This is a genomic window from Pseudomonas sp. o96-267 (assembly GCF_003935465.1).
Taxonomy (GTDB): Bacteria; Pseudomonadota; Gammaproteobacteria; order Pseudomonadales; family Pseudomonadaceae; genus Aquipseudomonas; species Aquipseudomonas sediminis.
Genome location: NZ_RHQP01000002.1, coordinates 63,840 through 88,086 on the forward strand (window position 1 = coordinate 63,840; position 24,247 = coordinate 88,086).

Sequence of the window (24,247 nt, forward strand, 5' to 3'; positions counted from 1 at the left end):
AGATTCACATGCGTATTCCTGCCTACCTGCTTCTCGCCGGCCTGTTCGCCAGCAGCAGCGCTCTCGCTCACGGCCTCTGGACCGAGGAGCGCCGCGGCAATATCGAAGTCGTCTACGGCCACGGTGCCGAGGACGATGCCTTCAAGGCGGAAAAGATCAGCGGCGCCTGGGCCTATGACGCGGCAGGTCGAATGATTCCGGTGACCGTCGAACGTCTGGCCGACCACGCCCGCCTGCAACCTTTGAAGAAACCCGCCGTACTCGGTGTCGCGCTGGACAATGGCGCCTGGTCGAAGACCCCGGAAGGCCAATGGATCAACCAAGGCCGCAGCCAGGTGGCGAACTCGACCCAGTCGCTGCACACCTACAAATACAGCCTGGCGATCTACTCAGAAGACGCCAAGCTGCCTGCGCTGGAACACCTGAAGATGGTCATAGTGCCGGAAACCGACCCTCTCAAGGTCGGCCCAGGCAAGCCGCTGCCGGTGCGCGTGCTGGTGGACGGCAAGCCGATGGCAGGCGTAGAGCTGGTCGGAGACTATCGCGGCGCACCGCATCAGGTCAGCGCGGTAACCGATGCCGAGGGTCGCGCCCAGATAACGGTGCGCAACGAGGCACTGAACATCATCAGCGCCTCGGTCTACGTACCGGTGGAAAACGACCCAAATATCGAGAGCCGCGGCCTGTTCACCTCGCTGACCTTCCTCGGCCAGCCGCACCACGAGTAAGCCCCTCTGTGCCATGAAAAAAGCCGGTGGCGCTCACGCGTCACCGGCTTTGCTATGGCTCGTATCGATTACAGCCCACGCAGCGCATCCATCAGTGCCTGGTTCTGCTCCGGCGTACCGATGGTGATACGCAGGAACTGAGCGATGCGCTGCTGCTTGAAGTGACGCACGATCACGCCCTGCTCACGCAGGCCCGCGGCCAAAGTCGCTGCATCCTTGCCCGGATGACGGGCGAAGACGAAGTTCGCTGCCGAAGGCAGCACCTCGAAACCCAGCCCCTGCAAACCGGCGACAACTGCCTCACGGCTCTCGATCACCTGCTGGCAGGTTTTCGCGAAATACTCACGATCCGCGAACGCCGCCGCAGCACCCGCGATGGCCATGCGATCGAGCGGATAGGAGTTGAAGCTGTTCTTGATTCGCTCCAGCGCTTCGATCAGATCCGGGTGGCCAACCGCGATGCCGACGCGCAGCCCAGCTAGCGAGCGCGACTTGGACAGGGTCTGGGTGACCAGCAGGTTGGGGTATTTGTCGACCAGGGCGATAGCGGTCTGACCGCCGAAGTCGATATAGGCCTCGTCTACCAGCACTACCGAATCCGGGCTGCCTTGCAGCAGGCGCTCGATGGCGTCGAGCGGCAGCAGGCAACCCGTCGGAGCATTAGGGTTGGGGAAGATGATGCCAGCGTTCGGCCTGGCATAATCCTCCACGCGGATCTGGAACTGCTCGTCCAGCGGCACCTGCTGCTGCTCGATACCGTACAGGCCGCAATAAACCGGATAGAAGCTGTAACTGATATCCGGGAACAGCAAAGGCGCGTCATGCCGGAACAGGCCATGGAACGCGTGCGCCAGCACCTCGTCAGAGCCATTGCCGACGAACACCTGGTTGGTCTGCACGCCATAGTAGTCAGCCACTGCCTGCTTCAGGCGATCGCTGTTGGGGTCCGGGTACAAACGCAGGTTGTCGTTGACCTCGGCCTGCATCGCCGCAATGGCCTTGGGCGACGGGCCGTAGGGGTTTTCGTTGGTATTGAGCTTGACCAGCTTGCTCAGCTTGGGCTGCTCACCTGGCACATAGGGCACCAGGTCTTTGACGAAGGGGCTCCAGAATTTGCTCATCTGCCCTTCTCTCCTCGAAATACGTTGCATGGGGCGATGGATAACGCTTCGTTCAACCTGCAAAGCGCGATCCCGTACGGTGCGCCCGGCGCCCCAAAACATTCACAAGGTGCGCACGGCGCACCCTACGCTCAGGGCTTGATACGGTACTCGGCGCTGCGCGCATGCGCGGTCAGCGACTCACCACGGGCCAGCACCGAGGCGCTCTTGCCCAGCTCCGACGCACCATCCGGCGAACAGAAGATTATCGACGAGCGCTTCTGGAAGTCATACACACCCAGCGGCGAGGAGAACCGCGCGGTGCCAGATGTCGGCAGCACGTGGTTCGGGCCCGCTACATAGTCACCCAAGGCTTCTGCTGTGTAGCGGCCCATGAAGATCGCACCGGCGTGGCGAATCTCAGGCAGCCAGGCTTCCGGGTCGGCGACCGACAGCTCCAGGTGCTCGGGCGCGATACGGTTGGCCACCTCGATGGCCTGCGCCATGTCGGCTACCTGGATCAGCGCGCCACGGCCTTCCAGCGAAGTGCGGATGATCTCGGCCCGCTCCATGGTCGGCAGCAGCTTGGCGATGCTTTCAGCGACGCGGTCGAGGAAGGCGGCATCCGGGCTGACCAGGATCGACTGGGCATCCTCATCGTGCTCAGCCTGGGAGAACAGATCCATGGCGATCCAGTCCGGATCGGTCTGGCCGTCACAGACCACGAGGATCTCCGACGGGCCGGCGATCATGTCGATGCCCACCTTGCCGAACACATGGCGCTTGGCGGTGGCCACATAGATGTTGCCCGGACCGACGATCTTGTCCACCGGCGGCACGCTCTCGGTGCCGTAGGCCAACGCGGCCACAGCCTGGGCGCCACCGATGGTGAACACGCGGTCGACGCCGGCGATGGCGGCAGCAGCGAGAACGATCTCGTTGATCTCACCACGCGGGGTCGGCACCACCATTACCACTTCCGGCACGCCGGCGACCTTGGCCGGAATGGCGTTCATCAGCACCGAGGACGGGTAGGACGCCTTGCCGCCCGGCACGTACAGGCCGGCGCGATCCAGCGGGGTGACCTTCTGCCCCAGCACCGTGCCGTCGGCTTCGGTGTAGCGCCAGGAGTCCTGCTTCTGCTTCTCGTGGTAGCTGCGCACCCGCTCGGCGGCCACTTCCAGCGCTTGGCGCTGCTCGGCACTGATTCGGGTCAGGGCCAGTTCCAGGCGCTCGCGCGGCAGGATCAGGTCGGCCATGGAAGCGACCTGCAGACCATCGAAACGCTGGGTGTATTCGACCAGTGCGGCATCGCCGCGCTCACGCACGGCCTGGATGATTTCCAGCACGCGCTGGTTGACGCCATCGTCGGACACGCTCTCCCAGCTCAGCAGATGATCCAGGTGTCGGGCGAAATCCTGGTCAGCGGCATTGAGTCGGCGAATGGCGATTGGAGCAGTCATGGCTAAGCCTCGTGTGATGGCAAATTTCAGGCGCCGCTAGAGTAGCAAGCCCACCGTGCGGGCACCTGAGAATTTGGCTATGACACGGATAGGCTGCCGCGACCAGAGGTCGCGGTGAGGAATCAGCCTTGGTGTCGCGCCTCGATGGCGCCACGCAGGGTATCGATCAGGGCCTGGATGCGCGCGTGCTGCATCTTCATCGAGGCCTTGTTGACGATCAGCCGCGAGCTGATGGTAGCGATCAGTTCCTGCGGTTCCAGGCCGTTGGCACGCAGGGTGTTGCCGGTGTCGACCACGTCGATGATCTTGTCGGCCAGGCCCACCAGCGGCGCCAGCTCCATCGAACCGTACAGCTTGATGATGTCGACCTGACGGCCCTGCTCGGCGTAGTAGCGCTTGGCGACGTTGACGAACTTGGTGGCCACGCGCAGGCGGCCTTTCGGCTCCAGCGCACCGACCTTGCCAGCCGTCATCAGCTTGCACTTGGCGATCTGCAGATCCAGCGGCTCGTAGATGCCCTGGCCGCCGTACTCCATCAGTACATCCTTGCCGGCGACACCCAGATCAGCGGCACCGTGCTCGACATAGGTCGGCACATCGGTGGCACGCACGATAAGCAGGCGCACGTCATCCTGAGTGGTCGGGATGATCAGCTTGCGGCTCTTGTCCGGGTTCTCGGTCGGCTCGATGCCCGCTGCGGCAAGCAACGGCAGGGTGTCATCGAGAATGCGGCCTTTGGACAGGGCAATGGTCAACATGAAACGGTTTCCTTGAGCGGAAGCGGCCGCCCCGACAGGGAGCGGCCCTACGACAACGGAGGCTTAGCCCGGTACGCGGCGGATCTTGGCACCGAGCAGTTGCAGCTTCTCTTCGATGCACTCGTAACCACGGTCGATGTGGTAAATGCGGTCGATCAGCGTATCGCCGTCAGCCACGAGCGCGGCCAGCACCAGGCTCGCCGAGGCGCGCAGGTCGGTCGCCATCACAGGTGCGCCCTTGAGCTTGTCGACCCCGGTAACCACAGCCGTATTGCCTTCGACCAGGATGTTGGCGCCCATGCGCAGCATCTCGTAGACGTGCATAAAACGGTTTTCGAACACGGTTTCGATGATGGTGCCAGTGCCTTCGGCCACCGCGTTCAGGGCGATGAACTGCGCCTGCATGTCGGTGGGGAACGCCGGATAGGGAGCGGTGCGCAGGTTAACGGCTTTCGGGCGCTTGCCCTTCATGTCCAGCTCGATCCAGTCCGGGCCGGTAGTGATTTCGGCGCCAGCCTCCTGCAGTTTGGCCAGCACGGCCTCCAGCGTCGAAGGGTCGGCGTCCTTGACCTTGACCCGACCACCGGTAACAGCGGCGGCGACCAGGTAGGTGCCGGTTTCGATACGGTCGGGCATGACGTTGAAACGCGCACCGTGCAGGCGCTCGACGCCGTCGATGATGATGGTATCGGTGCCGGCGCCCTGGATCTTCGCGCCCATGGCGATCAGGCAATTGGCCAGGTCGACCACCTCAGGCTCACGCGCGGCGTTTTCCAGCACGCTGCGGCCCTTGGCCAGGGTCGCGGCCATCATGATGTTCTCGGTACCGGTCACGCTGACTACGTCGAAGAAGAAGTGCGCCCCGCGCAAGCCGCCTTCCGGGGCCTTGGCCTTGATGTAGCCACCTTCGACATCGATGATCGCGCCCATGGCCTCGAGGCCACGGATGTGCAGATCGACCGGACGCGAACCGATGGCGCAACCACCGGGCAGCGCCACCTCGGCCTCACCGAAACGGGCGACCATGGGGCCGAGCACCAGAATCGAGGCGCGCATGGTTTTTACCAGTTCGTAAGGCGCGACCAGGGTTTTGATCGCACGCGCATCAACTTCCACCGCCAGCTTCTCGTCGATCACCGGCTCGATGCCCATGCGGCCGAACAGCTCGATCATGGTGGTGATGGCGTGCAGGTGCGGCAGGTTGCAGATGGTGACGGGGGCGTCGCCCAACAGGGTGGCCGCCAGAATCGGCAGAGCAGAGTTTTTCGCACCGGAAATGCGGATTTCGCCATCGAGGCGAGCGCCGCCGGTAATGATCAGTTTATCCATAGGAATCTCGTCGCCCGCAGGCTCAGGAACGCGCGGCCCAATCGGCCTGGCTGAAGAATTTCATGGTCACGGCGTGGATGCTGCCATCAGCGATCCAGGCATTGAGGTGGGCATAGATCTGCTGCTGACGCTTGACCGGGCTGAGGGCGGCCAGTTCGTCGCTGATCAGGTTGAGCTGGAAGTTGCAGCCTTCGCCTTCGACTTCCACCTGGGTATTCGGGAGTTTTTCCTCTAGGAGGCTTTTTACTTCTGCAGCCTGCATGCTCGACCTCGACTGACGCATTCGGGCACCTGAGCCCGCGGGTCGGCCATCATACAAAAAAGCCTCCCGCCTGCGAACCCCGCCAACACCGGTGCTGACGGAACGACGGGAGGCGCTTCACGCTTGCAGCGGTAGCAACTCCAGCAGGCCGCTGACCTGAGCGATCTCACGCATGTCGTCGGGCAGCGCACTGATTGTCAGCTCACGCCCTGCCTTGCGTGCATCACGCATGAACGCCAGCAACAGCGCCAGACCGACGCTGCTGGACTTTTCCACCGCGCTGCAGTCCAGTGCCAAACGCGTCGCGCTGCTGGCGGCGATCAGGCGTGCGCCCTGCTCACGCAGCAGTGGCCCGGTGCTGTAATCGAGCACGCCACTGAGCTGAAATTGCCCAGGAGCGCGCTCGCTGATGTTCGCCTGACTCACGATTCGCCTCGAGCCTGACGCGCCCTGGCAACGGTATCAGCCCAGGTGTCGATGACCTTATCCAGATCGTTGCGATTGTTCTGCATGGACTGAGCGAACTGATCGCGGAACAGCTTGCCGACATTGATGCCGTTGATCACCACGTTACGCAACTTCCAGCCGCCATCCATCGACACCATGGTGTAGGACAGCGGATAAACCGCGCCCTTGCCGTCACGAATCTCCATACCGACCGACGTGCGCTCGCCTTCGGCCCTGCCACTGGCCGGCAGCACGCGAATGTCCTGATTGTTGTACTCGAGCAAGGCATTGCCATAGAACTGCATCAGGCTGCGCTTGAAGTTCTCCTGAAAGCGACTCATCTGCTCAGGCGAGGCCTGGCGCGAGTAGCGCACGGTCATCACGCCACGGGCGATGCCATCGACATCCACCACCGGGCCGAGAATCTCGTTGAGCGAGTCGTAGAAAGCATTGGGGTTGCTGCGGTACTGCTCCTTGTTGGCCTTGAGGTCAGCCAGCAGGGTTTCGGTGGTTTGCTGCACCACTTCATGGGCGCTTGGCGCAGCGGTGGCCAGCAGCGGCATGGTAGCCAGCAACACCAGCAGGGAATTACGCACGGTTTTAAACATGTCAGGAGCCCTCATCAATTGGCTTCATCTTTATTGACCGAATTGAGCAGGAATTTGCCAATCAGGTCTTCCAGCACCAGCGAGGACTGCGTGTCGTGGATGGTGCTACCGTCCTTGAGCACCTCCTCGTCACCACCAACGCTGATGCCGATGTATTTCTCACCGAGCAGCCCCGCAGTCAGGATCGACGCAGTGGAATCCTCAGGCAGGTTATTGACGCCCCCATCGAGCTCCAGGGTCACCCGGCCCATGTAGCTGTCACGATCCAGATCGATTGCAGTGACCTTGCCGATGCTCACGCCGGCCATGGTGACCTTGGCGCGCACGGTCAGTCCGGCGATGTTGTCGAAATAGGCGTAGACCTTGTAGGTATCGCCAGCACTGCCGACGCTCAGGCCGCTGACGCGCAGGGCCAGCAACAGCAGGGCCAGCACACCAGCCATGAGGAACAGGCCGACACCAATCTCCAGCGTGCGGTTTTGCATCAGAAATCTCCAAACATCAAAGCGGTCAGAATGAAATCCAGGCCAAGCACGGCCAGCGAGGCGTACACGACGGTGCGCGTGGTTGCACGGCTGATGCCTTCGGAAGTGGGTTCACAGTCGTAGCCCTGGAATACGGCGATCCAGGTCACCACGAAGGCGAAGACGACGCTCTTGATCACGCCGTTGAGCACGTCGTCATAAAAGGAAACACTGTTCTGCATGTTCGACCAGAACGAGCCCTCGTAAACGCCCAGCCAATCCACGGCGACCATGGCCGCGCCCCAGATGCCGACCACGCAGAAGATCATCGCCAACAGCGGCATCGAGATGAAGCCGGCCCACAGCCGCGGCGCGACGATGTACTTGAGCGGGTCGACGCCAATCATCTCCAGGCTGGAGAGCTGCTCGGTGGACTTCATGTTGCCGATTTCGGCAGTCAGCGCCGAGCCGGCGCGGCCGGCGAACAGCAACGCGGTCACCACCGGGCCAAGTTCACGCAGCAGAGTCAGGGCGACCATCTGCCCAACAGCCTGCTCGGAGCCATAGCTGACCAGAATGTTGTAGCCCTGCAGGGCCAACACCATGCCGATGAAGATGCCGGACACGACGATGATCGCCAGCGACATCACGCCAACCGCGAACAGTTGCTTGATCAACAGCTGCAAAGGCTTGCCGGCACGGCTGCGACCGAACAGAGCGCTGACCAGAAACAGCACCGAACGCCCCAGTGTCGCGACCACATCGATACCCGCACGACCGAACAGCCGCAGCCGTTCGAGCGGTGAATTTCTGCGCATCAACCTCTCCCCAACAGATCTTCGCGGTAGTCCGGCGCTGGAAAATGAAACGGCACCGGCCCATCCGGAATGCCCTTCATGAACTGGCGAATACGCGGATTATCCGACTCCATCAACTCGGCCGGAGTGCCCTGCCCCAACACCTGAGCATCACCGACGACATAGATGTAGTCGGCGATGCTGGCCGTTTCTGCAAGGTCGTGAGACACCACCACGCTGGTGATCCCCAGTGCATCGTTGAGCAGGCGGATCAGGCGCACCAGAACACCCATGGCGATGGGGTCCTGACCGACAAACGGCTCGTCATACAGCAGAATCTGCGGATCGAGCGCAATGGCTCGGGCCAGCGCGACACGGCGCTTCATGCCGCCAGACAGCTCGTCCGGCATCAGATCCAGCGCCCCGCGCAAGCCGACGGCCTGCAGTTTCATCAGGACGATGTCGCGGATCATTTCTTCAGGAAGCTTGGTGTGTACGCGCAGAGGGAACGCCACGTTCTCGAACACATCGAGATCGGTGAACAGCGCGCCGCTCTGGAACAGGACGCCCATCTGCTTGCGCATATCGAACAGTTCGTCGCGCGAGAGCTTCGGCAGACTGACTCCGTCGACGCGAACATCGCCTGCAGAAGGACGCAGCTCGGCAGCGATCAGGCGCAGCAGCGTGGTCTTGCCGCAGCCGGAGGGGCCCATGATGCCGGTGACCTTGCCGCGCGGAATGCGGATATCGACCTTGTCGAAAATCGATCGCGCGCCACGCTGAAAGCTGACGCCCTGCAACTCGATCGCGTACTCGTGCTCGGCGCTCATCTGAACTCCTTGAAAATAAGGCCTTCCTGGCAGACGCCGCCTCCAGAAGCGAAGACACGCACCATCCAGAGAGGGCCAAAATGGCCGCGAACTATAGCATTTGCCGAACATGCCGCCCAATAGCGCCCCAAAGCGGCGTTCAGACTTGCGACAGTTTCGACGTTGGCTCGTTGCACCGAGGGTGAGCGCGGGAAGCTTTTCCGTTTATAATCCCCGTCTTTTTTCGCCCGACAGCCTTACTCAATGAACCAGACCCGCGACCTGATTGATTCCGCGCAGCGCACCATCCGCCTCGAAATTGAAGCGGTGCAGGAGCTATTGCCCCGTATCAATGCCGACTTCATCAAGGCCTGCGAGCTGATTCTCAGCTGCAAGGGCCGCGTGGTCGTGGTTGGCATGGGCAAGTCCGGGCATATCGGCAACAAGATCGCTGCAACTCTGGCCAGCACCGGTACCACGTCGTTCTTTGTCCACCCGGCAGAAGCCAGCCATGGCGACATGGGCATGATCACCAAGGACGACATCGTTCTGGCACTGTCGAACTCTGGCTCGACCGCCGAGATCGTTACCCTGCTGCCACTGATCAAGCGCCTCGGTATCCGCCTGATCAGCATGACCGGTAACCCTGAGTCGCCGCTAGCCAAGGCCGCCGAGGTCAATCTGGATGCACGCGTCTCGCAGGAGGCCTGCCCGCTGAACCTGGCACCCACTTCCTCGACCACTGCCAGCCTGGTACTGGGCGACGCCCTGGCTATCGCCCTGCTCGAAGCGCGCGGCTTCACCGCCGAAGACTTCGCCTTCTCCCATCCGGGCGGCGCCCTTGGCCGGCGCCTGCTGCTCAAGGTAGAGAACGTGATGCACAGCGGCGAGAGCCTGCCTCAAGTCACCCGCGGCACCAGCCTGCGTGACGCCCTGCTGGAAATGACCCAGAAAGGCTTGGGCATGACCACCGTCCTGGAGGCTGATGGCCATCTGGCCGGGATCTTCACCGATGGCGACCTGCGCCGCGCACTGGACAAGGGCATCGATGTACGCGATGCCCGGATCGACGACGTGATGACGCCGCATGGCAAGACCATTCGCGCCGAGATGCTCGCCGCCGAAGCCCTGAAGATCATGGAAGACAACAAGATCAGCGCCCTGGTGGTAGTCGACGGCAATGATCGCCCGATCGGCGCGTTCAACCTCGGCGATCTGCTGCGCGCGGGAGTGATGTAATGAACGAACTGCTGCAGCGCGCACGCGCCGTGAAACTGGCGATCTTCGACGTCGATGGCGTATTGACTGACGGCCGCCTGTACTTTCTCGAAGACGGCAGCGAGTTCAAGACCTTCAACACGCTCGACGGCCACGGTATCAAGATGCTGATCAACTCGGGCGTGCGCACGGCCATCATCAGCGGCCGCAAGACACCAGTGGTGGAGCGCCGCGCCAACAACCTGGGCATCCAGCACCTGTTCCAGGGTCGTGAAGACAAACTCGTGGTACTCGACGGCCTGCTCGCCGAACTCGGCCTAAGCTATGAACAGGTCGCCTATCTTGGTGACGACCTGCCGGACCTTCCGGTGATTCGCCGTGTCGGATTGGGCATGGCCGTGGCCAGCGCCGACAGCTTCGTCCGCCAGCATGCCCACGGCGTAACCCAGGCGCGCGGCGGTGATGGTGCGGCGCGGGAATTCTGCGAACTGATCATGCGTGCCCAAGGCACACTGGATGCGGCCCATGCCGCCTACCTGTAGAGAACAGCATGCCGCGTAAAATCCTCAATACCCTGATCTTTGCTCTGATTGCAGTCGTCGTGGCCGCACTCGGTTACTGGAACCTTGCCCCGGACAGCGCGCGCCTGACCCAGCAGGCCAGCGATGACAGCGTCGTCGACTTCTATGCGGTAGGCGCGCGTACCGTGCAGTTCCAGGATGACGGCAAACTGCACTACCGCATGACCGCGGACAAGCTCGAACACATCAAAAGCACCGATATCACCCTGGTCGATACCCCCAAGCTGAAGCTATATCGCGGCACCGAGTTGCCCTGGGAAGTCACCAGTCAGCGTGCCGAAGTCTCGCCCGGCGGCGTCGAGGTAGAACTGATCGACGACGTGCGCATCGCCCGCACCGACGCCAAGAACCGTCCAACCATCATCACCAGCAGCCGCATGACCGTTATTCCTGACAAGGAATATGCGCAGACCGAGCAAGCCGTTAGAATCGTCGCGGCCAACGGGGTAACCACGGCACAAGGAATGAAAGCGTACTTGAATGACGGCAGGATGCTCCTGCAGTCCAACGTAAGAGGCCAGCATGAGGTTCGTTAATACCCTCCCCCTGATTCTCAGCCTCGGCGCCGCATTGGGAAGCGCGGCTGCCTGGGCACTGCCATCGGATCGCGATCAACCGATTCGCATCCAGGCCGACAGCGCAGAACTGGATGACCGACAAGGTGTAGCCGTCTACCGCGGCGATGTGATCATCACTCAGGGCACCCTGAAGATCACGGGCGACACCGTCACCATCACCCAGACCGCCAGTGGCGACATCGACGTCTTCACATCGGTCGGCAACCTGGCCTACTACGAGCAGAAGCCGGCTGTGGACAAGGACATCGTCAAGGCCTACGGCAAGACCATCCAGTACTTCGCCAGCAATGAGCGCATCGTACTGATCGACCAGGCCAAGGTGATTCAGGAAGGCAATACCTTCGAAGGCGAGAAGATCGTCTACGACACCCGCCGCCAGATCGTAAACGCCGGCCGCGCTACAGGCGGCAACGTCAGCACACCGCGCCCGCGTATCGACATGGTCATCCAACCGAAGAACAAACCCGCGGATCAGCAGCAGTAATGGCCATTCTCAAAGCCCAACACCTGGCGAAAAGTTACAAGAGCCGCCAGGTCGTGCGTGACGTCAGCCTGAGCATCGAAAGCGGTCAGATCGTTGGCCTGCTCGGCCCCAATGGTGCCGGCAAGACCACCTGCTTCTACATGATTGTCGGCCTGGTGCGCGCCGACCAAGGCCGCGTGCTGATCGACGACCTCGACGTCAGTCATCAGCCCATGCATGGCCGTGCTCGCGCGGGCATCGGCTACCTGCCGCAGGAAGCGTCGATCTTCCGCAAACTGTCGGTGGCCGACAACATCATGGCCATTCTCGAAACGCGCAAGGACCTGGACCGCGCCGGACGCCAGGCGGAGCTGGAAAACCTGCTGCAGGAATTCCATATCCACCATATCGCCGACAGCCTCGGCATGAGCCTGTCCGGCGGTGAGCGACGCCGCGTAGAGATTGCCAGAGCCTTGGCGACCAACCCCAAGTTCATTCTGCTCGACGAACCCTTTGCCGGTGTCGACCCGATTTCGGTTGGCGACATCAAGCAGATCATCCATCACCTCAAGACCAAGGGCATCGGCATTCTGATCACCGATCACAACGTGCGCGAAACCCTGGATATCTGCGAAACCGCCTACATCGTCAACGATGGGCAACTGATCGCCGAAGGTGACGCCGAGACCATCCTCGCCAACCAGACGGTGAAAGAGGTATACCTGGGCCACGAGTTCCGCCTGTAGGTCGCCGGCTATTTCGCTACAGAAATATTGCAACCCCTAGGCAAAAACGAGAAATTCAGGCATATAATTTGCTTCCTGGCGGCGCTTCGGCGCCCTGATGTGGAAGGCGTAACTCGCCAGTAAATTAAGGTCTGCAATGAAACCATCGCTAGTCCTCAAGATGGGCCAGCAGCTGACGATGACCCCGCAGCTGCAACAGGCTATCCGCCTCCTCCAACTGTCTACCCTGGACCTGCAACAGGAAATCCAGGAGGCGCTGGAGTCCAATCCCATGCTCGAGCGCCAGGAAGAAGGCGACGACTTCGACAACAGCGATCCAATGGCTGATGGCGCCGAAAGCGCCACTCCGACCCCGAACAAGGAAGAGAGCTACCAGGAAACCACCCCGACGGTGGATAACCTGGAAGAAGGTGACTGGGGCGAGCGCATTCCCAACGAGCTGCCAGTCGACACCGCCTGGGAAGACATCTACCAGACCAGCGCCAGCAGCCTGCCCAGCAACGATGATGACGAGTGGGACTTCACCACTCGCACCTCCAGCGGCGAAAGTCTGCACAGCCACCTGCTCTGGCAACTGAACCTGGCGCCCATGTCGGACAAGGATCGCCTGATCGCGGCCACCCTGATCGACTGCATCAACAACGACGGCTACCTCGAAGAAAACCTCGAGGAAGTGACCGAATCCTTCGACCCCGAACTGGATGTCGAACTGGATGAAGTGGAAGTGGTGCTGCACCGCATCCAGCAGTTCGAACCAGCAGGTATCGGCGCCCGTGACCTGCGCGAATGCCTGCTCCTGCAACTGCGTCAGTTGCCCGCTAACACCCCCTGGCTGAGCGAAACCCAGCGCGTGGTCGGCGATTACCTGGAACTGCTCGGCAGCCGCGATTACGCACAGCTGATGCGCCGCACCAAACTCAAGGAAGACGAGCTGCGTCAGGTCATCGACCTGATCCAGCGCCTGAATCCGCGACCGGGCTCGCAAATCGAGTCCAGCGAGCCGGAATACGTCGTACCGGACGTGATCGTGCGCAAGCACAACGACCGCTGGCTGGTGGAACTGAACCAGGAAGCCATGCCACGACTGAGGGTCAACCCGCAGTATGCCGGCTTCGTCAAACGCGCCGACTCCAGCGCCGACAACACCTTCATGCGCAACCAGTTGCAGGAGGCACGCTGGTTCATCAAGAGCCTGCAGAGCCGCAACGAAACGCTGATGAAAGTGGCCACGCAGATCGTCGAGCACCAACGTGGTTTTCTCGATTACGGCGACGAGGCGATGAAGCCTCTGGTCCTGCACGACATCGCCGAGGCGGTGGGCATGCATGAGTCGACGATCTCACGCGTGACCACGCAGAAATTCATGCACACGCCACGCGGTATTTACGAGCTGAAATATTTCTTCTCCAGCCACGTCAGCACCTCTGAAGGCGGCGAATGCTCGTCCACCGCGATCCGCGCCATCATCAAAAAACTGGTTGCTGCGGAAAACGCGAAAAAGCCATTGAGTGACAGCAAGATCGCTGGTTTACTGGAGGCACAAGGCATCCAAGTCGCCCGTCGGACGGTCGCCAAGTATCGCGAGTCCCTCGGTATAGCGCCCTCCAGTGAGCGCAAGCGACTGATGTAGGCCAGATCGACTGAAGGCACAAGGTCTTCAGGCCAAAGTGTTCCGGCGACGGGTCGAATAGGACCCGTCTCTTACACAAGGCAACAAGGAGAAAGCGGTATGCAAGTCAACATCAGTGGACATCAGCTGGATGTGACCGACGCCCTGCGTGACTACATCGGCGAGAAACTGGGCCGACTGGAACGCCACTTCGACAAGATCACCAACGTACAGGTGACCATGGAGGTCGAAAAACTCAAGCAGAAGATCGAAGCCACCCTGCACATCGCCGGCGGCGAAGTCGTCGCCAATGCCGAACATCAGGACATGTACGCTGCCATCGACCTGTTGGCCGATAAACTCGACCGTCAACTCATCAAGCACAAGGAAAAGCAGCTCGAACGCCTGCAAGGCGCCACGGCCCGCTGACATTCCCTATCCATGATCCGACTTGAAAATATCCTGACCCCCGGCCGTTCCCTGGTGAACGTGCCGGGCGGCAGCAAAAAACGTGTGCTCGAACAGATCGCCAATCTGGTTGCACGCGATCTGCCCGACCTGGATGCCCAGGACATCTTCGAAAGCCTCATCGCCCGCGAGAAGCTTGGCTCCACCGGCTTCGGCAACGGCATTGCCATTCCCCACTGCCGCCTGGCTGGCTGCAGTGCCCCGATCAGTGCAGTCCTGCACCTGGAGACGGCAGTCGACTTCGACGCCATCGACGGCGTGCCGGTCGATCTGCTGTTCGTACTTCTGGTGCCGGAGGCGGCAACCGATGCGCACCTCGAACTGCTGCGCCAGATTGCCAGCATGCTCGATCGCCAGGATGTACGTGAACGTCTGCGCCGGGCCAACAGCGGCGAAGATCTCTTTCAGGTCGTCGTGGACATTCAGAACGGTTAATAAACATGCGCCTGATCATCGTCAGCGGTCGCTCGGGCTCGGGCAAGAGCACCGCCCTCGATGTACTTGAGGACAACGGCTTCTACTGCATCGATAACCTGCCAGCCGGTCTGCTGCCGGATCTTGCCGAGCGCTTCCTGCCGCATAGCGACATGCTGCTGCCGCAGGTGGCCGTCTCTATCGATGCGCGCAACCTGCTGAGCCAGCTCAAGCGCTTCCCGGAGCTGCTCGATGAAGTGCGCAAACGCAACATCCGCTGCGATGTGCTCTATCTCGATGCCGAAGACGAAACCCTGCTCAAGCGGTTTTCCGAAACCCGCAGGCGCCACCCGCTGACCAACGACAACCGCTCGCTGGCCGAGGCCATTGCGTACGAAAGCCTGCTGCTGGCACCGATCACCGATCGTGCCGACCTGAAGATCGATACCACCCGGCTAAATCTCTATCAGTTGCGTGACACCCTCAAGCTGCGCCTGCTGGGCCAGACACAGACCGGCACTGCCTTTCTCGTCGAATCCTTCGGTTTCAAACGTGGCATGCCAGTGGACGCTGATTTGGTGTTCGATGCGCGCTGCTTGCCCAATCCTTACTGGAAACCGGAGCTGCGCGACCATTCCGGGCTGGATCAACCGGTGATCGACTATTTAGCCGCGCAACCGGAGGTCGAAGAGATGTATCAAGACATCCTCGCCTACCTGGAAAAATGGCTACCACGCTTCGCCGCCAGCAACCGCGCCTATGTCACCATCGCCATTGGCTGCACCGGTGGCCACCACCGTTCGGTGTACCTGGCCAACCGCCTGAGCCAGGCACTCAAAGACTCGCTGAAGAACGTCCAGGTGCGTCACCGCGACCTCAGCTAAGGAATCCTGCCGCGATGCCAGCACGTGAAATCACCATCATCAACAAACTTGGCCTGCATGCCCGCGCCGCAGCGAAGTTCGTCGGCGTGGCGAGCACCTACCCCTGCCAGGTACGCATCGGCCGCAGCGCCGACAGTCTGGTAGACGGCAAGAGCATCATGGCGGTGATGATGCTGGCAGCCGGCAAGGGCACCCCGGTGCATCTGTACACCGAGGGCGAGCAGGACGAACCAGCCCTGGACGCTCTGGTCGCGCTGATCGACAACTACTTCGACGAAGGCGAGTAACTCCTCCTGATAAAAACGACAAGGCCACCCGCAGGTGGCCTTGTCGTTTCTGCCGACTCAACTGCCGGCGACGGTCATTTTCTCGATCAGCACCGAGCCGGTGGAGATATTGCCGCGACGCTCGAGGTCACGACCGACGGCAACGACCTGACGGAACATGTCGCGCAGATTACCGGCGATGGTGACTTCCTGTACCGGGAACTGGATCTCGCCGTTCTCCACCCAGAAGCCTGCCGCACCGCGGGAATAATCACCGGTGACCAGATTCAGTCCCTGGCCCATCAGCTCGGTAACCAGCAAGCCGCGGTCCATGCGGCGAATCAGCGCCTGCTGATCCTCATCGCCATGGGTGACGAAGAGATTGTGCACGCCGCCGGAGTTGGCGGTGCTCGGCAAACCCAGCTTGCGCCCGGAATAGGTACCGAGCACGTAGGAGACCAGCTCGCCCTTTTCCACAAAGGGCTTGGCGTAGGTGGCCAGGCCATCGCCATCGAAGGTCGCACTGCCCAGCGCACGCGGCAGATGCGGGCGCTCGTCAAGGGTCAGCCACTCGGGGAACAGGCGTTGACCGAGGGCGCCTTCGAGGAACGAGGACTGGCGATACAGGTTGCCACCCGAGATTGCCGCCAGCAGGTGGCTGAACAGTCCACCAGCCAATTCGGCGGCGAACAGCACCGGCACTTCGCAGGTCGGCACCGGGCGCGCACCAAGCCGGCTGACCGCGCGCGCGGCGGCGCGCTGGCCGATGCCCTTGGCATCGGCCAGCAGTTCACCCTGACGATTGACGTCGTACCAGTAGTCGCGCTGCATCTGCCCATCGCCCTCAGCGATCATCACGCAGCTGAGGCTATGACGGGTGCTGGCGTAACCGCCGACGAAACCGTGGCTGTTGCCATACACACGGCAGCCCTGGTGGGTATTGAGGCTGGTGCCGTCAGCATTCTTGATCCGTTTGTCTGCCGCGAAAGCCGCAGCCTCACAGGTGAGCGCCTGCTCCACCGCCTGCTCCGGAGTGATCGACCAGGGGTGATAGAGATCCAGTTCAGGCAGCTCGCGCGCCATCAGCGCAGCATCGGCGAGGCCGGAGCACTCGTCCTCGCTGGTATGTTTGGCAATCGCCAGAGCCGCTGCCACAGTTTCACGAATGGCCTCGATACCGGTGGCCGAGGTGCTGGCCGAGCCCTTGCGCTGGCCTACGTACAGGGTGATGCCGAAACCCTGGTCGCGATTGAACTCGACGGTCTCCACCTCGCCCTGACGCACCGTGGTAGACAGCCCCTGACCAGCCGAAACCGCCACCTCGCAGGCACTGGCGCCCTGGCGCCTGGCTTCGGCGAGAATGGCCTCGACCTGCTCTTGCAGCACTGGCAAGGCCTGCGGCCCGATACGTTCTACTTCACTCATAACCACTCCCGATTCTCTTGGCGCAGGCACTCTTTATGCGAAACCCAAGGCCTGCTCTCGACTCCCCGCCCACGGGCCGGCAGCCACGGTTACTGCTATCATGGCGGCGTTTCCCTCTGGACCCACCCCATGTCTGATTCCTACGACGACTTCTCCCTGGAGAAGAGCAAATCCCAGGTCAAACGCGAACTGCATGCCCTGCAGGACCTTGGCGAGAGACTGACCACGCTCAAGGCGGATCTGCTGGCCAAGATGCCGCTGACCGATGCCTTACGCCGCGCGCTTGCCGAAGCGCCGAAACATACCGCCAATGCCGCGCGCAAACGCCACATCCAGTTCATCGGCAAGCTGATGCGTGAACAGGATGTCGACGCGATCGTTGCCATGCTCGACCAGGTGGACAGCTCCACCCGCGAGTACAACGAGCGTTTCCACGCTCTCGAACGCTGGCGCGACCGCCTGATCGCCGAGGGCGACAGCGCGCTGGAGAGCTTCGTCGAGCTCTACCCGGACGCTGATGTTCAGCACCTGCGCGGCCTGGTTCGTCACGCGCAGCACGAAGCCGCGCGCAACAAGCCGCCAGCCGCCGCGCGCAAGGTGTTCAAGTACATCCGCGAGCTTGATGAAATCCACCGCGGCTTGCGTTGAGCCTGCATCGCATTAGGCACCGGTGCCGCCTACGGTGATCGCATCGATCTTCAGCGTCGGCTGCCCGACGCCCACTGGCACCGACTGACCGTCCTTGCCGCAAGTGCCGACGCCGCTGTCCAGCGCCAGATCATTGCCGACCATGGACACGCGGCTCATCGCCTCCGGACCATTGCCAATCAGAGTGGCGCCCTTGACCGGCGCGGTGATCTTGCCGTCCTCGATCAGGTAGGCCTCACTGGTGGAGAACACGAACTTGCCGCTAGTGATATCGACCTGACCGCCGCCAAGGTTGGCGCAGTAGATGCCCTTCTTCACCGAGCGGATGATTTCCTCCGGATCGCTTTCGCCAGCCAGCATGTAGGTGTTGGTCATGCGCGGCATCGGCAGGTGCGCGTATGACTCGCGTCGACCGTTGCCGGTAGCGGCCACGCCCATCAGGCGGGCATTGAGCTTGTCCTGCATGTAGCCCTTGAGCACGCCGTTCTCGATCAGCGTGGTGCACTGGGTCGGCGTGCCTTCATCGTCGACGCTGAGCGAGCCGCGACGCCCGGCCAGGGTGCCGTCGTCGACGATGGTGCACAGGCTGGAAGCGACCTTCTGCCCGACCTGACCGCTGTAGGCCGAACTGCCCTTGCGGTTGAAGTCGCCTTCCAGGCCGTGGCCGACCGCTTCGTGCAGCAGCACACCGGACCAACCGGCACCCATCACCACCGGCATGCTGCCAGCGGGTGCAGCGATGGCTTCAAGGTTGACCAGCGCCTGGCGCAGCGCCTCGCGGGCGTAGCCCATGGCGCGGTCTTCTTCCAGGAAATAGCGGTAGTCGGTACGTCCGCCACCGCCATGCCCACCGCGCTCGCGACGACCGTTCTGCTCGACGATGACGCTGACGTTGAAACGCACCAGCGGGCGGATATCGGCGCTTAGGCTGCCGTCATGTGCCGCCACCAGAATACGATCCCAGACTCCAGCCAGGCTCACGGTAACCTGTTTGATACGCGGGTCGAGTGCGCGCGTGGCGCGGTCGATGCGCTGCAGCAGCTCGACCTTCTCGGCACGGCCCATGACATCCAGCGGGTTGCCCTCGGCATACAGCTGGGTTACATGCGGGCTGACGAACGCCTGCACGCGGCCCTGCTGGCCGGCGCGCGAGATCGAACGTGCGGCCTGGGCGGCTTGCGTCAGCGCATCGAGGCTGATGGCATTGCTGTAGGCGAAGCCGGTTTTCTCACCGGACTGGGCACGCACCCCAACCCCCTGATCGAGGTTGAAACTGCCTTCCTTGACGATGCCATCCTCCAGCACCCAGGTTTCCGAGACCTGGCTTTGAAAGTACAGATCGGCGGCATCGATGCCAGGCCCTGCGACTTCGCCCAGCACGCTGCTGAGGCTGTCGAAAGTCAGGTTACCGGGTGCAAGCAGATGCTCGCTGACGGATTGCAACATCGTATTCATGGTCACTCCACAACGATCGGACGCGGTACGTCCGACAAGAAAAAACGGCGGTGCTGCTGCACCGGCATACGTTGGCGAATGCTCGCCTGCTCGGCGGCATCGCGAGGAGCCAGCAAGGCCCCATCCCCCTGAGCCTGCTCGGCCAATACCTGGCCCCATGGGTCGATGATCGCCGAATGGCCGAACGTCAAACGCTGACCAGGGTGTTCACCGCCTTGCCCGGCTGCCAGCACATAGCACTGGGTTTCGATGGCGCGGGCGCGGGTCAATACCTGCCAGTGCGCCGCACCGGTCACCGCAGTGAACGCCGCCGGCACGCTGATCAGCTCGGCGCCGGCCTCGCGAAGCGCACTGAACAGCTCAGGGAAGCGCAGGTCATAGCACACGGTCAGCCCCAAGCGCCCCACGGGGGTATCCGCCACCACGACACGCTGGCCATGGGCAAAATCATCCGACTCGCGATAACGCCCACGATTGTCGGCCACATCGACATCGAACAGATGCAGTTTGTCGTAACGAGCGGCACGCTCGCCCTGATCATCGATCAACAGCGAGCAGGCGCGCGGTTTGCCGTCGGCATCATCGTCCGGGGGCAGCGGCAAGGTGCCGGCCACTATCCATAAACTGAGGTCACGCGCAGCGCGTTTCAACCAGGGCAGTATCGGCCCCTCTCCCAATGCCTCGGCACGCCCGATGGCAGCCAGGTCGCGGCGACCCATGGCCGCGAAGTTCTCCGGCAGCACGGCAAGGCGCGCACCACCCTGCGCGGCACGCTCCAGCAGGCGACGAGCCAGGCGCAGATTGGTTTGCACGTCGTCCTGGCTGACCATCTGGATTACGGCGAGATTCATGGCGACACTCTATGCGGCTTGATGTAACAGCCTACGCCAAGACGTAACCTCATTGCGGTTTTTCGAAGGGCTTGTCGAAGCTGATCTCCGGGTCCTGCAGCGGACCCTTGACGTCGTACTGCACACTGGCAAAGCGGGCGACCTTGTCGCCGAGCAATTTGTCCACCACGAACAGCGCCCCACCAATCGCCGGAGCGCCGACGATCAACGCCGCCAGCGGCAGGTTGTTGGTCACCGGCAGGGTCACCAACAGCTTGGCGTCAATATGTTCGTTGCGCACATCGATATTGCCATTAAGCTCGAGGTTGCTCGAAGGCCCAGTCATCGTGATCGGCTCATTGGTCACAAGTAAACCATCAGTGGCCTGCAGGTTGCCTTTGACCCGATCGTAGCTCAGGCCCTTGCCCAACAGATCGGAGAAGTCCAAGCGAAGACGACGACCGATGGAGTTGAAGTTGAGTACGCCGAACACGCGCAGTGCCTGTGCAGACCCCTGCACCTCGACAAACTGACCTTTGCGCAGCGAAGGATCGAGGTTACCGCTGAAGCGCTTCAGCGAAAACCACGCGGGTGACCCCGGCCAGTTGCCGTCAGCATCCAGGCGGAAGCTCTCGCTGGTCACGCTAGGCGCATACCCCCAAGCTTGCAGTACCTCACCCAAATTTTTGCCCTGCAGACGCCCCTTGTACCAACTGCGCGTACTGCCTGGCGTGCCTCGCCAACCAGCGCTACCGCCGATTTTCAGCCCCTGCAGGTCAAGGTCGAGCTCATCGAAACGCACACCCTGCGCTTCCGGGCGTACCTTGAGCGACCAGGCGCCCAGTACCTTGTCACCGCGCTGCACGCGTTGGATGGCGATATCCAGCGCCGGAATTTGTCGAGGGTCGATATCGGCCATAGGATCAGGCGCATCGCTGGCCTTGGTCGCCTCAGGATCTGGCGCCGGCAACCGCACGTGCTGCAGATCGATACGTATAGGCACACCCTCGGCATCGGCCAACAGCACACGTCCGGCCGCCAGCTCGCTGTCGAGTTGCAAGGCCCAGCCCTGGCCTTCTCGCGCCAGACCAAGGGTCAGCTGTTCGACCTCTTGGCCAAAGCCGCGGAAACGCCCGATATCCAGTCGCGCACTGCGAAACAGGCGCTGGCTGTCGGCATCCACCTTGACCGGATGATTGCTGCCGAGCTGCTTCCAGGCGTCCAGGTCCAACTCATCCAGATGCCCACGCACACGCAAGCCCTGACCTGGAGGCAGCCCTGCGGCCCCGCCGCCGAGCACCACTTCACCGCGGCCGTCAGCCAGCGCTCCCGGAGGGGCGGTCAGACTCAGACTGGCAAGCTCGCCATAGTTCGCCCAGTAACGGCGCTCACGCCCGGAGAGGGTCATGCGCCAATCGGTATCCCGCTCCTGCTGCGCCGTCTTACCGAAAGGCGCGGGCAGGTCGACCACCACACCGCGCAGGTTGGAGTCGACACGCAGCTTGCTGTCATCGCCATCCAGGGTCAGGCGCAGGCGATAAGGCAGCAGTCCGCTGACTGGCAGCTTCTGCGGCCCACCCAGCCACTGGCTGAGGGTATCGACCTGGACCTGTCCACGCAGATCGAACAGCGTGCGCGCCTGCCCACGTGCGCCCTCGGCGCTGATCTTGCCGCGCACCTGACGCCCGAAGACCTCGGCGCGAACATCCGGCGCGCTCAACCCGGCAGCGCTGTCGAAGCGAAATGAACCCTGAACCTTGCTCAGCTGCAGGTCGGGGTTGGCCAATTTGAGGCTTGCGCCCTCAGTGGCGAAGTCCACCACCACACCAGGCGCCTGCCCCTTCTGTAGCGGAATATCCAGCTGCAGACGACCGGCCAGAGGCCCTTCACCTTGCCAACCGGCAAAGATTTCTGCGGTCCCCAGAGGCGCTTCCTGCAACAGTTTGATAGCGTCACTCAGGCTGCTCTGCACCTTGCCGTCGAGCTGCAGACGTGGTGGTTTGCCGTCGTGCAACAGCGGAATATTGGCCACGACATCGCTGACCTGGCTTTCCTGCAAGCGCCCGCTCTGTAGGCGCACGCGCACTGCATCGTCTTCGATCAGCACCTCACCCACGCCCTCGCGCAACGCAGGCCAACCGGGCTGGAAGGCCAGCTCGGCATCCCTGACCTTGAAGAACAGACTGAGGCTGCGCGCGCCCAACGGTGCGCCCTTGTTCAACGAGCCCTGATACTGGAAGTAGCCTTCTTCGACGTGCCCCGCACGGATCGCTGTTTTCAGCCAATGATCGAGCTCGGCGCTCATGCCTGGCGCGCGGCTCGGCAGGTACTTCTCGGTATAAGAAGCATCGCCGTCGCGCATACCGACGCGCAGGTCCATGTAGTCTTCGGCCTCGGGATCGCTCAACAGGCGGATCAGCATGTCACCGGCGACCTGCCCCTCCTCGCCATCCACGCGCATGAAGGGGCTGTACAAGGTCAGGCCGGTTTCACTCCAGTCCCAACTCAAGCGGGCCTGAGCATGGCGATAGCGCCAGGGCTTGGGGAACAGCTGATCCAGGTGCAGGGCGAAATTTTCGCTGTTCAGGCGCAGCTCGCCCTGGAACATATTGCCCGAGGCACTGCCAGTGACGTTCTCGGCGGCCGGCGCGCCGTGATAGGCCTGAATGCCCACCTTGTCCAGATTGGCGGCGAACTGCAGGCGTTCGGCACCTTCACGCCGAGGGTAGTAATCGAGCAGCAGGTTGTTGATCGCACCAACCGGCGCCAGTTCGCCCAAGACATCGCGGGCTTTGTCGGGCATCGGCACCAGCGCCTGCACCAGCGGCGCCCAGGCCGCAAGATCGAGACGATCAGCCGTCAGCGCCCAGCGCTCGTCAGCCTCGCCCACATCCTTTTGCTTCAGGTTCAGATGCAATTCGCCGATGCGCTGCTCACCATGGGTCAGAGCCAGGGAGTCGATCTGCGCCCGCGCGCCCTGCTTGTCTTGAGTGAAAAAGGCGTTGAAGGCAAGGTCCTTGAGCGTCACCGCTTCATACTTGGCCTGGCCGCCGACCAGCTCTGGGGCATGCAGGCGCAAGGCACCTTTGTCCAGGGCCAGGCCTTGGCCCTCCAGCCACAGCTCTCCACCAGCCTGCAGACGCTGTAACTGCCAGTCACCGAGCAGCGATTTCGGCAGCCAGGCAGCCCAGTCACTCTGCGGCAGGCTTAGATAAAGCTCGGATTGTGCCTCGCGCCAACTCTCGGGCTGCATGCGCGTGCGCAAACGCAGCGCCACCGGTTGCCCATCAGGCAGCAGCAGGCGGCCGTCGAGACGCTGAGTGTTGTTGCCATAGCGCAGGCTCAGGTTGACGTAGCTGAGCAGCAGCGGCTCCTGATCCAGCGGCTGCACCACCACACGGCTGTCGAGCAGGCTGATGCGGTGAACGATCTGCAACTGTTCCAGTAGCTGCTCGACATTCACCTCGGGACCGCTGCGCTGCGGCATCCCTTGTAACTGCCAGCCACCTTCGGCGTTCTGCTGTACGTTCAGCTGCAGACCGTCGAACTGCAGGTGGGCGATGCGCGGCTGGCGGGCCAGCAGACTACCGCCCACGTCCGGCACCAGTCGTACACGCTCCAGGCTCAAGCCTTCCTCGTCGCTACCCAGACGCACGTCATGCGCCTCCAGTACCGGGGCAAAACCCTGCCAACGGCCTTCGAGGCGACCGATGCGCACCGGCACACCCAACTGCGCCGTGACACGGTCTTCCAGCTCGAGCCGATATTCGGCTACTAACGGCACCAGCTCACGGCCCAGACTGACGTACAGCGCCGCCAGCACCAACACAGCGGCGCACAAGCCCAAGCCCCAGCGCAGCAGCGCCGAAAAGAGGCGCGCCAGGGCGCTCACCTCGA

The 24,247-nt window shown here is 62.2% G+C and carries 26 protein-coding genes; 12 read left to right on the forward strand and 14 right to left on the reverse strand.

Features of this window, described 5'->3' with window-relative positions; genetic code table 11:
- Nucleotides 1-8 precede the first annotated feature (8 nt).
- Nucleotides 9-728, forward strand: coding sequence for a DUF4198 domain-containing protein (locus EGJ86_RS01725; protein ID WP_125833731.1), 720 nt, complete (start codon nt 9-11; stop codon nt 726-728).
- A gap of 68 nt (nt 729-796) precedes the next feature.
- Here EGJ86_RS01725 and hisC read toward each other — a convergent pair whose 3' ends face one another.
- The 10 genes from hisC to EGJ86_RS01775 all read right to left on the reverse strand — a co-directional run bounded on the left by hisC (nt 797) and on the right by EGJ86_RS01775 (nt 8,786).
- On the reverse strand, nt 797-1,849 hold the full coding sequence (gene hisC / locus EGJ86_RS01730; RefSeq protein WP_125833732.1) for a histidinol-phosphate transaminase: 1,053 nt from the start codon (nt 1,847-1,849) through the stop codon (nt 797-799).
- A 131-nt stretch (nt 1,850-1,980) separates the two neighbouring features.
- A complete protein-coding gene (gene hisD, locus EGJ86_RS01735; protein ID WP_125833733.1) occupies nt 1,981-3,291 on the reverse strand; it encodes a histidinol dehydrogenase in 1,311 nt (436 codons plus the stop codon).
- 122 nt (nt 3,292-3,413) lie between these two features.
- The gene (hisG, locus tag EGJ86_RS01740) at nt 3,414-4,049 is read right to left on the reverse strand and encodes an ATP phosphoribosyltransferase (RefSeq protein ID WP_125833734.1); all 636 of its coding nucleotides are present in this window, start codon (nt 4,047-4,049) and stop codon (nt 3,414-3,416) included.
- A gap of 63 nt (nt 4,050-4,112) precedes the next feature.
- A complete protein-coding gene (gene murA / locus EGJ86_RS01745) occupies nt 4,113-5,378 on the reverse strand; it encodes a UDP-N-acetylglucosamine 1-carboxyvinyltransferase (protein ID WP_125833735.1) in 1,266 nt (421 codons plus the stop codon).
- A gap of 22 nt (nt 5,379-5,400) precedes the next feature.
- Nucleotides 5,401-5,640 carry a BolA family protein gene (locus EGJ86_RS01750; protein ID WP_003459267.1) on the reverse strand — a complete coding sequence of 80 codons (240 nt, stop codon included), beginning with the start codon at nt 5,638-5,640 and terminating at the stop codon, nt 5,401-5,403.
- Nucleotides 5,641-5,757: 117 nt separating this feature from the next.
- On the reverse strand, nt 5,758-6,066 hold the full coding sequence (locus EGJ86_RS01755; RefSeq protein ID WP_125833736.1) for a lipid asymmetry maintenance protein MlaB: 309 nt from the start codon (nt 6,064-6,066) through the stop codon (nt 5,758-5,760).
- Nucleotides 6,063-6,695: a phospholipid-binding protein MlaC gene (locus EGJ86_RS01760; RefSeq protein ID WP_125833737.1), complete on the reverse strand. Its 633-nt coding sequence runs from the start codon at nt 6,693-6,695 to the stop codon at nt 6,063-6,065. The genes EGJ86_RS01755 and EGJ86_RS01760 overlap by 4 nt, the downstream gene beginning before the upstream one ends.
- Nucleotides 6,696-6,709: 14 nt before the next feature.
- Nucleotides 6,710-7,180, reverse strand: a complete 471-nt coding sequence (gene mlaD / locus EGJ86_RS01765; protein ID WP_017678927.1) for an outer membrane lipid asymmetry maintenance protein MlaD — start codon at nt 7,178-7,180, stop codon at nt 6,710-6,712.
- Entirely contained in the window at nt 7,180-7,977 is a 798-nt protein-coding gene (mlaE, locus tag EGJ86_RS01770) for a lipid asymmetry maintenance ABC transporter permease subunit MlaE (RefSeq protein WP_125833738.1), read from the reverse strand. The genes mlaD and mlaE overlap by 1 nt, the downstream gene beginning before the upstream one ends.
- Entirely contained in the window at nt 7,977-8,786 is an 810-nt protein-coding gene (locus tag EGJ86_RS01775; protein ID WP_106732740.1) for an ABC transporter ATP-binding protein, read from the reverse strand. The genes mlaE and EGJ86_RS01775 overlap by 1 nt, the downstream gene beginning before the upstream one ends.
- 243 nt (nt 8,787-9,029) lie before the next feature.
- Here EGJ86_RS01775 and EGJ86_RS01780 point away from each other — a divergent pair, with 243 nt between their 5' ends.
- From EGJ86_RS01780 to EGJ86_RS01825, 10 genes are all read left to right on the forward strand, one after another.
- Nucleotides 9,030-10,004: a KpsF/GutQ family sugar-phosphate isomerase gene (locus EGJ86_RS01780; protein WP_125833739.1), complete on the forward strand. Its 975-nt coding sequence runs from the start codon at nt 9,030-9,032 to the stop codon at nt 10,002-10,004.
- Complete coding sequence (locus EGJ86_RS01785) at nt 10,004-10,525, forward strand: HAD family hydrolase (RefSeq protein ID WP_099522487.1); 522 nt, start codon at nt 10,004-10,006, stop codon at nt 10,523-10,525. Before EGJ86_RS01780 ends, EGJ86_RS01785 begins: the two co-directional genes overlap by 1 nt.
- An 8-nt stretch (nt 10,526-10,533) precedes the next feature.
- On the forward strand, nt 10,534-11,100 hold the full coding sequence (gene lptC / locus EGJ86_RS01790; protein ID WP_125833740.1) for an LPS export ABC transporter periplasmic protein LptC: 567 nt from the start codon (nt 10,534-10,536) through the stop codon (nt 11,098-11,100).
- The gene (lptA, locus tag EGJ86_RS01795; protein ID WP_021488070.1) at nt 11,087-11,626 is read left to right on the forward strand and encodes a lipopolysaccharide transport periplasmic protein LptA; all 540 of its coding nucleotides are present in this window, start codon (nt 11,087-11,089) and stop codon (nt 11,624-11,626) included. Before lptC ends, lptA begins: the two co-directional genes overlap by 14 nt.
- Nucleotides 11,626-12,351 (forward strand): LPS export ABC transporter ATP-binding protein, encoded by a 726-nt coding sequence (lptB, locus tag EGJ86_RS01800; protein ID WP_013714100.1) that lies wholly within the window; start codon nt 11,626-11,628, stop codon nt 12,349-12,351. The genes lptA and lptB overlap by 1 nt, the downstream gene beginning before the upstream one ends.
- A gap of 136 nt (nt 12,352-12,487) precedes the next feature.
- On the forward strand, nt 12,488-13,981 hold the full coding sequence (locus tag EGJ86_RS01805; RefSeq protein WP_125833741.1) for an RNA polymerase factor sigma-54: 1,494 nt from the start codon (nt 12,488-12,490) through the stop codon (nt 13,979-13,981).
- A gap of 99 nt (nt 13,982-14,080) precedes the next feature.
- Nucleotides 14,081-14,389 (forward strand): ribosome hibernation-promoting factor, HPF/YfiA family, encoded by a 309-nt coding sequence (gene hpf, locus EGJ86_RS01810; protein WP_003459233.1) that lies wholly within the window; start codon nt 14,081-14,083, stop codon nt 14,387-14,389.
- A gap of 12 nt (nt 14,390-14,401) precedes the next feature.
- Entirely contained in the window at nt 14,402-14,863 is a 462-nt protein-coding gene (gene ptsN, locus EGJ86_RS01815) for a PTS IIA-like nitrogen regulatory protein PtsN (protein WP_125833742.1), read from the forward strand.
- Nucleotides 14,864-14,868: 5 nt separating this feature from the next.
- A complete protein-coding gene (rapZ, locus tag EGJ86_RS01820) occupies nt 14,869-15,726 on the forward strand; it encodes an RNase adapter RapZ (RefSeq protein ID WP_125833743.1) in 858 nt (285 codons plus the stop codon).
- Between the two features lie 14 nt (nt 15,727-15,740).
- Nucleotides 15,741-16,013, forward strand: a complete 273-nt coding sequence (locus EGJ86_RS01825) for an HPr family phosphocarrier protein (RefSeq protein ID WP_099522491.1) — start codon at nt 15,741-15,743, stop codon at nt 16,011-16,013.
- Nucleotides 16,014-16,070: 57 nt separating this feature from the next.
- Here the strand turns inward: EGJ86_RS01825 and pmbA are convergent, their stop codons facing one another.
- Nucleotides 16,071-17,417 (reverse strand): metalloprotease PmbA, encoded by a 1,347-nt coding sequence (gene pmbA / locus EGJ86_RS01830; RefSeq protein WP_125833744.1) that lies wholly within the window; start codon nt 17,415-17,417, stop codon nt 16,071-16,073.
- Nucleotides 17,418-17,546: 129 nt separating this feature from the next.
- Here pmbA and yjgA point away from each other — a divergent pair, with 129 nt between their 5' ends.
- A complete protein-coding gene (gene yjgA / locus EGJ86_RS01835; RefSeq protein ID WP_055983985.1) occupies nt 17,547-18,065 on the forward strand; it encodes a ribosome biogenesis factor YjgA in 519 nt (172 codons plus the stop codon).
- A gap of 12 nt (nt 18,066-18,077) precedes the next feature.
- On the opposite strand, the gene tldD is transcribed toward yjgA, so the two are convergent.
- The 3 genes from tldD to EGJ86_RS01850 are packed head-to-tail and all read right to left on the reverse strand — an operon-like array spanning nt 18,078 to nt 24,242.
- The gene (gene tldD / locus EGJ86_RS01840) at nt 18,078-19,520 is read right to left on the reverse strand and encodes a metalloprotease TldD (RefSeq protein ID WP_125833745.1); all 1,443 of its coding nucleotides are present in this window, start codon (nt 19,518-19,520) and stop codon (nt 18,078-18,080) included.
- 2 nt (nt 19,521-19,522) lie between these two features.
- Nucleotides 19,523-20,371: a carbon-nitrogen hydrolase family protein gene (locus tag EGJ86_RS01845; protein WP_099522494.1), complete on the reverse strand. Its 849-nt coding sequence runs from the start codon at nt 20,369-20,371 to the stop codon at nt 19,523-19,525.
- Between the two features lie 49 nt (nt 20,372-20,420).
- The gene (locus tag EGJ86_RS01850; protein WP_125833746.1) at nt 20,421-24,242 is read right to left on the reverse strand and encodes a YhdP family protein; all 3,822 of its coding nucleotides are present in this window, start codon (nt 24,240-24,242) and stop codon (nt 20,421-20,423) included.
- Nucleotides 24,243-24,247 lie beyond the last annotated feature (5 nt).